The following is a 7,795-nucleotide window of genomic DNA, read 5'->3' on the forward strand; positions in this document are numbered from 1 at the left end:
GCCGGCACTCCCGGCGCTCCTGGCACTCCCGGCACCGCCGCGCCGGTCCGGCACGACGCACGGGCGCTCGCCGCCCGGTTCGCCCACCAGCTGGTCGAGGTGCTCACCGGCGCCCGGCCCTCCGGCCAGCTGATGCGGCACACCAGCCTGGACGGCTACGGGCAGCTCGCCTCGCTGGTCCGGGCCGGTGCGCTGCGCCGCGGCGGCCCCGCCGACCGGCCCCGGCTCGGCCCGGTGCACGACCGGTCACCCTCACCCGACGCCGTCGAGGCCTGCGTACGGGTCGACCTCGGCCGTCGGCACCACATGGTGGCCTTCCGGCTGGAGCAGCGCGGCCCGGCCGGCCAGTGGCAGTGCACCGCCGTGGAGGCCCGATGACGACCACGGCGCACAGGACGACCACGGGGCACGGGACGGCGCAGGGCGCCGCCCCGGTACGGGAGCAGCGCCCTGTGCGGCGTCCTGCGGCGGGCTCAGCCCTTGCGGCGGCGGCCCTTGGCCGACTTGGCGGCCTTGCGGCGCTCGGCGCGGGTCAGCCCGTCACCCTCGTCGTCCGGCACGGCGTCCTCGAAGTCGCCCTCGACCACACCGCCGCCGACCTCCTCCGAGGGGGCCGTGTAGTGCAGCCGCTGGGGCTTCGGGGCCTCCAGGCCCTTGGCCTTGATCTCCGGGCGGGCGGCGTCCTTCTCCAGCTTGTCGAGCAGCACCTCGGCGTCCGCCACCGGCACCTCCTCGACCTGCTGCTCGACCTGGACCTCCAGGTTGAACAGGTAGGCGACGGACTCCTCCTTGATGCCCTCCATCATCGCGGTGAACATGTCGAAGCCCTCGCGCTGGTACTCGACCAGCGGGTCGCGCTGCGCCATGGCCCGCAGGCCGATGCCCTCCTGGAGGTAGTCCATCTCGTAGAGGTGCTCGCGCCAGCGGCGGTCCAGCACCGAGAGCACCACGCGGCGCTCCAGCTCGCGCAGGATCTCTTCGCCGAGCGTGTCCTCGCGGGCGCCGTACTGCGCCTGGATGTCCTCCTGGACGACCTTGATCAGGAACTCGGGGGTCAGGCCGGCCGGACCGCCGACCTCCTCCTCCAGCTCCGCCAGGTCCAGGGTGATCGGGTAGAGCTGCTTGAACGCCGTCCAGAGCTTGTCGAGGTCCCAGTCGTCCTCGAAGCCCTCGCCGGTGGCCGCCTTGACGTAGGCCTCGACGGTGTCGTCCATGAAGTGGCCGACCTGCTCCTGCAGGTCCTCGCCCTCCAGCACGCGGCGGCGCTCGCCGTAGATGACCTCGCGCTGGCGGTTGAGCACCTCGTCGTACTTCAGGACGTTCTTGCGGATCTCGAAGTTCTGCTGCTCGACCTGGGTCTGCGCGGAGGCGATCGCGCGGGTGACCATCTTGGACTCGATCGGCACGTCCTCGGGCACGTTGGCCATCGAGAGCACGCGCTCGACCATGCCGGCCTTGAACAGGCGCATCAGATCGTCGCCAAGCGACAGGTAGAAGCGGGACTCGCCCGGGTCGCCCTGACGGCCGGAGCGGCCGCGCAGCTGGTTGTCGATCCGGCGGGACTCGTGCCGCTCGGTGCCGAGGACGTAGAGGCCGCCGGCCTCCTTGACCTCGTCCTGCTCGGCCTTGACCGAGGCCTTGGCCTTCTCCAGCGCGGCCGGGAACTCGGCCTCGTACTCCTCCGGGTTGTCCACGGAGGAGAGCCCGCGCTGAGCCAGCTCGGCCGCCGCCAGGTGGTCCGGGTTGCCGCCGAGCATGATGTCGGTGCCACGGCCGGCCATGTTGGTGGCGACGGTGACAGCGCCCTTGCGGCCGGCCTGGGCGACGATCTGCGCCTCGCGCTCGTGGTGCTTGGCGTTCAGCACCTCGTGCGGGATGCCGCGCTTGCGCAGCTCCTGCGACAGGTACTCGGACTTCTCGACCGACACGGTGCCGACCAGCACCGGCTGGCCCTTCTCGTGCTTCTCGGCGATGTCCTCGACCACGGCGGCGAACTTGGCCGGCTCCGACTTGTAGATCAGGTCGGGCTGGTCGATGCGCAGCGGCGTCTTGTTGGTCGGGATCGGCACCACGCCGAGCTTGTAGATCTGGTGGAACTCGGCGGCCTCGGTGGTGCCGGTACCGGTCATGCCGGACAGCTTGTCGTACAGCCGGAAGAAGTTCTGCAGGGTGATGGTGGCCAGGGTCTGGTTCTCGTTCTGGACCTCCACCCCCTCCTTGGCCTCGATCGCCTGGTGCATGCCCTCGTTGTAGCGGCGACCGGCCAGGATGCGGCCGGTGTGCTCGTCGACGATCATGACTTCGCCGTTCATGACGACGTAGTCCTTGTCCTTCTTGTACAGCTCCTTGGCCTTGATGGCGTTGTTCAGGAAGCCGACGAGCGGGGTGTTCACCGACTCGTAGAGGTTGTCGATGCCGAGGTAGTCCTCGACCCGGGTGACACCCTCCTCCAGGACGCCGACGGTGCGCTTCTTCTCGTCGACCTCGTAGTCGCGGTCGATCTTCAGGCGCAGCACCAGCTTGGCGAAGTCGGCGTACCACTTGGTCGCCTGGTCCGCCGGGCCGGAGATGATCAGCGGGGTGCGGGCCTCGTCGATGAGGATCGAGTCGACCTCGTCGACGACCGCGAAGTTGTGCCCGCGCTGGACGAGTTCGTCCTTCGACCAGGCCATGTTGTCGCGCAGGTAGTCGAAGCCGAACTCGTTGTTGGTGCCGTACGTGATGTCCATCGCGTACTGGCGCTTGCGCTCGGCGGGCGTCATGTTGCCCAGGATCACGCCGACTTCGAGGCCGAGGAAGCGGTGCACCCGGCCCATCCACTCCGAGTCGCGCTCGGCGAGGTAGTCGTTGACGGTGATCAGGTGAACGCCCTTGCCGGTCAGCGCGTTCAGGTACGTCGGCAGGGTGCCGACGAGGGTCTTGCCCTCACCGGTGCGCATCTCGGCGACGTAACCGAGGTGCAGGGCCGCGCCACCCATGATCTGGACGTCGTAGTGCCGCTGGCCGAGCACGCGCTTGGCCGCCTCGCGGACGGTGGCGAACGCCTCGGGGAGGATGTCGTCCAGGGACTCGCCATCCACGAGTCGCTGCTTGTACTCGTCGGTCAGCGCGCGCAGCTCGGCGTCGGTGAGGTTGACGAAGTCCTCTTCGATGGAGTTGACCTGGGCAGCAATCCGCTGCAGCTTGCGAAGGATCTTGCCTTCGCCGGCGCGCAGGATCTTGTCGAAGACGGACACTTGAGCGGGCTCCTTGCCTGTATTGGCACTGGACGACTGCACGGGGGGTCCACCCCACCGCACGGGCCATCGTATGCGAGGAGTCCAACGCGCCGGGAGGTGCGTCAGCACGGTATTCCCGTGTCACCCGCGCGTGCACATGGACCGATAGCATCGCCCACCGGGGCAAAACGGTCGAAGGACCGGGGAGTTGGCTGTATATCCGGATGCCCGCGTTCCCGCTGCCGACGAATAATCCACCCATGGAAGAACCACCGGGCGCACCCGCCTCCCTCCCCACCCTCACCACCGACCGCCTGGTCCTACGGGCCCCGCAGGAGTCGGACGTCGACGCGATCTTCGCCGCCTGCCAGGACGCCGAGATCCAGCGCTGGACGGTCGTCCCGGTCCCCTACCGCCGTGAGGACGCCGAATTCTTCGTCCACACCCTGGCCCCCGGCGGGCTGGCCGGGGGCACCGAGTTCATCTGGTGCGTGGTCGAACGCGGGACGGGCCGCCTGGTCGGCACCCAGGCAGTCGTCCGCAAGCCGGACGACCCGGCCGCCGGCTCGGTCGGCTGGTGGACGGTGAAGGAGCAGCGCGGCCGCGGCCACACCGTCGAGGCGGCCCGCGCGGTCGCCCGCTGGGCGCTCACCGACCTCGGCCTGCGCCGCCTCCAGTGGCTCGCCTACGTCGGCAACGAGGGCTCGCGCGCGGTCGCCGAGCGGGTCGGCTACCGCTACGAGGGCACCCTGCGGTCGTACGCCGACCAGCGCGGCGTCTTCCACGACGCCTGGATCGCCTCGCTGCTCCCGTCCGACCTGGACTGAGCCCGCGCCGGGCCCCACGAAGCCACACGAGCCGTACGAGCCGTACGAAGGCGTACGAGCCGCACCAGCCGCACGAAGGCGCACGAAGCCGCGCTGAACCGGGGCCCTGCATCGGGGCCCTGCATCGGGACCCCGCACCGGGGCCCGCTGTCGGTCCCCCCGGCTACGCTCGCCGGCATGACCGCCGCCTCCGCCGAGCCCGCCCCCGTCACCGTCCTGAGCGCCGACGACGCCCGCCGGATCGCCCTGCGCGCCCAGGGCCTGCTGGGCGCGCCCGACCGCCGCTCCGGGGTGCGCGGGGTGCTGCGGCACCTGGGCGCGGTCCAGCTGGACACCATCTCGGTGCTGGCCCGCTCGCACGAGCTGGTGCCGTACGCCCGGCTCGGCGCGGTCGGCCGCCCGGCGGTCGAGGCGGCCTACTGGGGTGCGGGCACCAGCTTCGAGTACTGGTCGCACGCGGCCTGCGTCCTGCCGGTCGAGGAGTGGCCGCTGTTCGCCTTCCGGCGCCGCCGCTACCGCGACCGCGGTCAGCTCTGGAGCCACCAGGTCTCGCCCGAGACGTACCGGGCGGTGCTCGACAGGCTGCGCGCCGAGGGGCCGTTGACCTCCACCGAGCTGGGCGGTGCCAAGCGGACCTCCGAGTGGTGGGACTGGTCCGACACCAAGATCGCGGTGGAGCGGGCGCTGGCCTTCGGGGACGTGGTCTGCACCGAGCGCCGGAGCTGGAAGCGGGTCTACGCACTGGCCGAACAGGCCATCCCCGACGCCCTGTTCGGTCAGGACCGGTCCGACGAGGAGTGCGTGCGCACCCTGGTCGCCCAGGCCGGGGCCGCGCTCGGCGTGGCCACCCGGGCCGACCTGCTGGACTACCACCGGCTGCGTGCCGAGGAGTTGGACGCGGTGCTGGCGGACACCGGGCTGGTCCCGGTCGAGGTGGCGGGCTGGGGCCCGGGCGGCACCCGGGCGGCGGCCTGGGCCGACCCGGCGGCCCTGGCCACCGCCCCGCGCGGGCGCCACCGCACCACGCTGCTCTCGCCGTTCGACTCACTGATCTGGGACCGCGCCCGCACCGAGCGGATCTTCGGGATGACCCACCGGCTGGAGGCCTACACCCCCAAGTACAAGCGGGTGCACGGCTACTTCGCGATGCCGCTGCTGGCCGGCGGCCGGCTGGTCGGCCGGGTCGACCCGGCCCGGGAGGGGCGCACTCTGGTCGCCCGGCAGGTCTCGCTCGCCGGCGAGCACGGGCGCGAGCGAGGCCGGGGCGCCCGGCACGTCGAGGCGCTGGCCACCGCACTGCGCGAAGCGGCCGCCTGGGTCGGCTGCGACGGAGTGCGGGTCGGAGCGCTGCACGACGAACGGCTGCGCCCGACCCTGGAGAAGCTGCTCGCGGACTAGGCCCCGTCCGGGCCCGGGTGCGGCGGCGAGCGCCGGTCACCCTATCTCGAGGATCTTCTCCCGCATCGCGTACACCACGGCCTCCATCCTGGAATGCAGTTGGAGCTTCTCCAGAATGTTGCGGACGTGGTTCTTCACGGTGTTCTCGCTGATGAACAGCTCCTTGGCGATCTCCCGGTTGTTCATTCCGGTGGCCACCTGTTTCAGTACCTCCAGCTCCCGGTCGGTGAGCCGGGGGGCGGGCACCAGGTCCCGGTCGTCGGAGCGCCGCTGGATCATCGACTTGAACTCGGTGAGCAGCTTGGAGGCCATCGACGGGCTGATCTGCGACTGCCCGTCGGCGACCGCCCGGATCGCGGTGGCGACCTCGTCGGTGGAGATCTCCTTGAGCAGGTAGCCGGTGGCCCCCGCCTTGATCGCCTCGTAGAGGTCGGCCTCCTCGTCGCTTATCGTCAGCATGATGATCTTGGTGCTGGGCGCCACGTCCTTGATCGCCGTGCAGGCCTCGATCCCACTGCGGCGCGGCATCCGGACGTCCATCAGGATGATGTCGGGCAGCAGGTCGGCGGCCTTCAGCACGGCCTCGGCACCGTCCCCGGCCTCGCCGACGACCTTGATGTCCGGCTCCTCCGCCAGGACGATCTCCAGCCCCCGGCGGAACAACGCGTGGTCGTCCACCACCAGGACGCGGATCGGCTCACCCCGGCGCGGCGCGTACGCGGGTTCCTCCTCCGGCCCCGGTGGCAGCCCGGTGACCGGCCCCGTAGCGGGCCCCAGCCCGAAGTGATCCCCCATCCGCTCCTCCCCCTTCGCGGGTCAACGTGCGCCCAATCATTCCACGCCCCGCCACCGCCGCGGTCACCCTCCGGCGCCGATTCCCCCGCATCGGGTGACCCCGGGCGCAACGGACCCGAGCACCGTTCGAACCCGTCCCACCGCGCGGTGCCCGGTACGGGCGAAACGCCCCGGAACGCCGGTGACCCCGGCGGCCACTGCCGCCGGGGTCACCGCTCCATCGTCACTGCCGGGACGGTCAGTCCTCGTCGTCGAACCGGCCGATCGCACCGCCCGCGCCACTGGCCACGCCGGCCGCCATGTCCGGCTGCACGTGGATGACGCCGTAGTGGTAGCCGTGCCGGCGGTAGACGACGCTCGGCAGGCCGCTGTCCTTCTCCACGAACAGGTAGAAGTCGTGGCCGACCAGCTCCATCTCGTAGAGCGCCTGGTCCAGCGCCATGGGGGCGGCCGAGTGCGTCTTCTCCCGGACCACCAGCGGGCCTTCGCCCTCCACTTCCAGGGATCCCATCATGGTCTTGCGGACGACCCCGTTGGTCTCGCCCTCCGGCGCCGTCGGCTCAGGCAGCGCGGCCAGGGCCGCGGTCGCCTCGGCGACGCTGATGGGGGTGCGGCCGTTCGCGCCGCCCTTGTGCACCCGGCGCCGGTCCGCGGACTTGCGCAGCTGCGCGTCGAGCTTCGCCGAGGCCAGGTCGAGCGCCGCGTACGGGTCGGCGGCGGCGGCTTCGGCCCGGATCACCGGGCCACGGGTGCGAAGAGTGATCTCCACGCGGTCGGACCGGTCGGCCTGCCGCGGGTTGTGCTCCTTGGACACCTCGACGTCGAGGCTGATCACCTTGCCGTCGAACTTCTGGACCTTCTCCAGCTTCTCGGCCACGTGCTCGCGGAACCTCTTGGGCACCTCGGTCTTGCGGCCCTTGACGACGATGTCCACGCAGAACTCCGATCCCTCGTGCTGACGCCGATCCGGGTGCTACCGGACCGGACTGAGCTCCAGCTGGACCAGCCCATCCACTGCCGGCCCCCCGCCCCCGCCACCGGCGGGAACGACTGGCCCTCATCTCACTTCCTCCCCATCAGGGACGGTTGAAACCCCCTGGAGCCTTATCGAACACCTCAGGCGGGGTTTTCGCCTCCCCGGGCGGAACGATGGGTATGACCCGATACTGCGGGCGGTGCTGGAGGCGGGCGGTCAAACTGTTGCACCCTGTCTACCCTCCTGCGGGTGAAGTAAGGGTAAATGCCTGGACAACGCCCCCCATACGGCGGATCCTGTGCTGACTCTCCGTGCCTGCCGCCGCCAGGAGCAGCCGTGCCGCCGTCCCCCTCCCCCGCCCGTCCGCCGTCCGCACGGACACCGTTCGGCCACGCACTGGCCGGACTGCTGGACGTCCTGCTCCCCGCGGACTGCGCCGGTTGCGGGGCCGAACGCGGCCAGCTCTGCCCGGCCTGCCGGCAGGCCCTGACCTCCGCCCGCCCCGGCCCCACGCTGCTGCCCTGGGCGCACGCGGCCGCGCCGGACACCGACCCGGTGCGGCAGCTGCTGCTCGCCCACAA

At 71.2% G+C, this 7,795-nt stretch carries 7 protein-coding genes; 4 read left to right on the forward strand and 3 right to left on the reverse strand.

The features are described 5' to 3' along the window. A partial coding sequence (locus tag BG452_RS24955; RefSeq protein WP_223242696.1) for an Rv3235 family protein occupies positions 1 to 378 on the forward strand: 378 nt, incomplete at its 5' end. A 95-nt stretch (positions 379 to 473) separates the two neighbouring features. Here BG452_RS24955 and secA read toward each other — a convergent pair. Continuing rightward, a complete protein-coding gene (gene secA / locus BG452_RS24960) occupies positions 474 to 3,236 on the reverse strand; it encodes a preprotein translocase subunit SecA (RefSeq protein ID WP_188306605.1) in 2,763 nt (920 codons plus the stop codon). Positions 3,237 to 3,478: 242 nt separating this feature from the next. Here secA and BG452_RS24965 point away from each other — a divergent pair, with 242 nt between their 5' ends. After that, positions 3,479 to 4,045 carry a GNAT family N-acetyltransferase gene (locus tag BG452_RS24965; protein ID WP_188306606.1) on the forward strand — a complete coding sequence of 189 codons (567 nt, stop codon included), beginning with the start codon at positions 3,479 to 3,481 and terminating at the stop codon, positions 4,043 to 4,045. A gap of 177 nt (positions 4,046 to 4,222) precedes the next feature. Further along, positions 4,223 to 5,443, forward strand: coding sequence for a winged helix-turn-helix domain-containing protein (locus tag BG452_RS24970; RefSeq protein ID WP_188306607.1), 1,221 nt, complete (start codon positions 4,223 to 4,225; stop codon positions 5,441 to 5,443). Between the two features lie 36 nt (positions 5,444 to 5,479). Here the strand turns inward: BG452_RS24970 and BG452_RS24975 are convergent, their stop codons facing one another. Further along, positions 5,480 to 6,238: a response regulator gene (locus tag BG452_RS24975; protein WP_188306608.1), complete on the reverse strand. Its 759-nt coding sequence runs from the start codon at positions 6,236 to 6,238 to the stop codon at positions 5,480 to 5,482. A gap of 238 nt (positions 6,239 to 6,476) precedes the next feature. Then, positions 6,477 to 7,172, reverse strand: a complete 696-nt coding sequence (gene hpf / locus BG452_RS24980) for a ribosome hibernation-promoting factor, HPF/YfiA family (RefSeq protein ID WP_188306609.1) — start codon at positions 7,170 to 7,172, stop codon at positions 6,477 to 6,479. A 378-nt stretch (positions 7,173 to 7,550) separates the two neighbouring features. Here hpf and BG452_RS24985 point away from each other — a divergent pair. Next, positions 7,551 to 7,795 (forward strand): double zinc ribbon domain-containing protein (locus BG452_RS24985; protein ID WP_317621215.1); only part of this gene is annotated, 245 nt, incomplete at its 3' end.

The sequence above is a fragment of the Streptomyces sp. CBMA123 genome (assembly GCF_014596465.1).
Classification (GTDB): domain Bacteria; phylum Actinomycetota; class Actinomycetes; order Streptomycetales; family Streptomycetaceae; genus Kitasatospora.

What these genes read in the sequence shown, in the direction of transcription:
- BG452_RS24975 (WP_188306608.1), bottom strand. Translation starts at nt 6,238, where the DNA reads ATGGGGGATCACTTCGGGCTGGGGCCCGCTACGGGGCCGGTCACCGGG.
- BG452_RS24965 (WP_188306606.1), top strand. Translation starts at nt 3,479, where the DNA reads ATGGAAGAACCACCGGGCGCACCCGCCTCCCTCCCCACCCTCACCACC.
- BG452_RS24970 (WP_188306607.1), top strand. Translation starts at nt 4,223, where the DNA reads ATGACCGCCGCCTCCGCCGAGCCCGCCCCCGTCACCGTCCTGAGCGCC.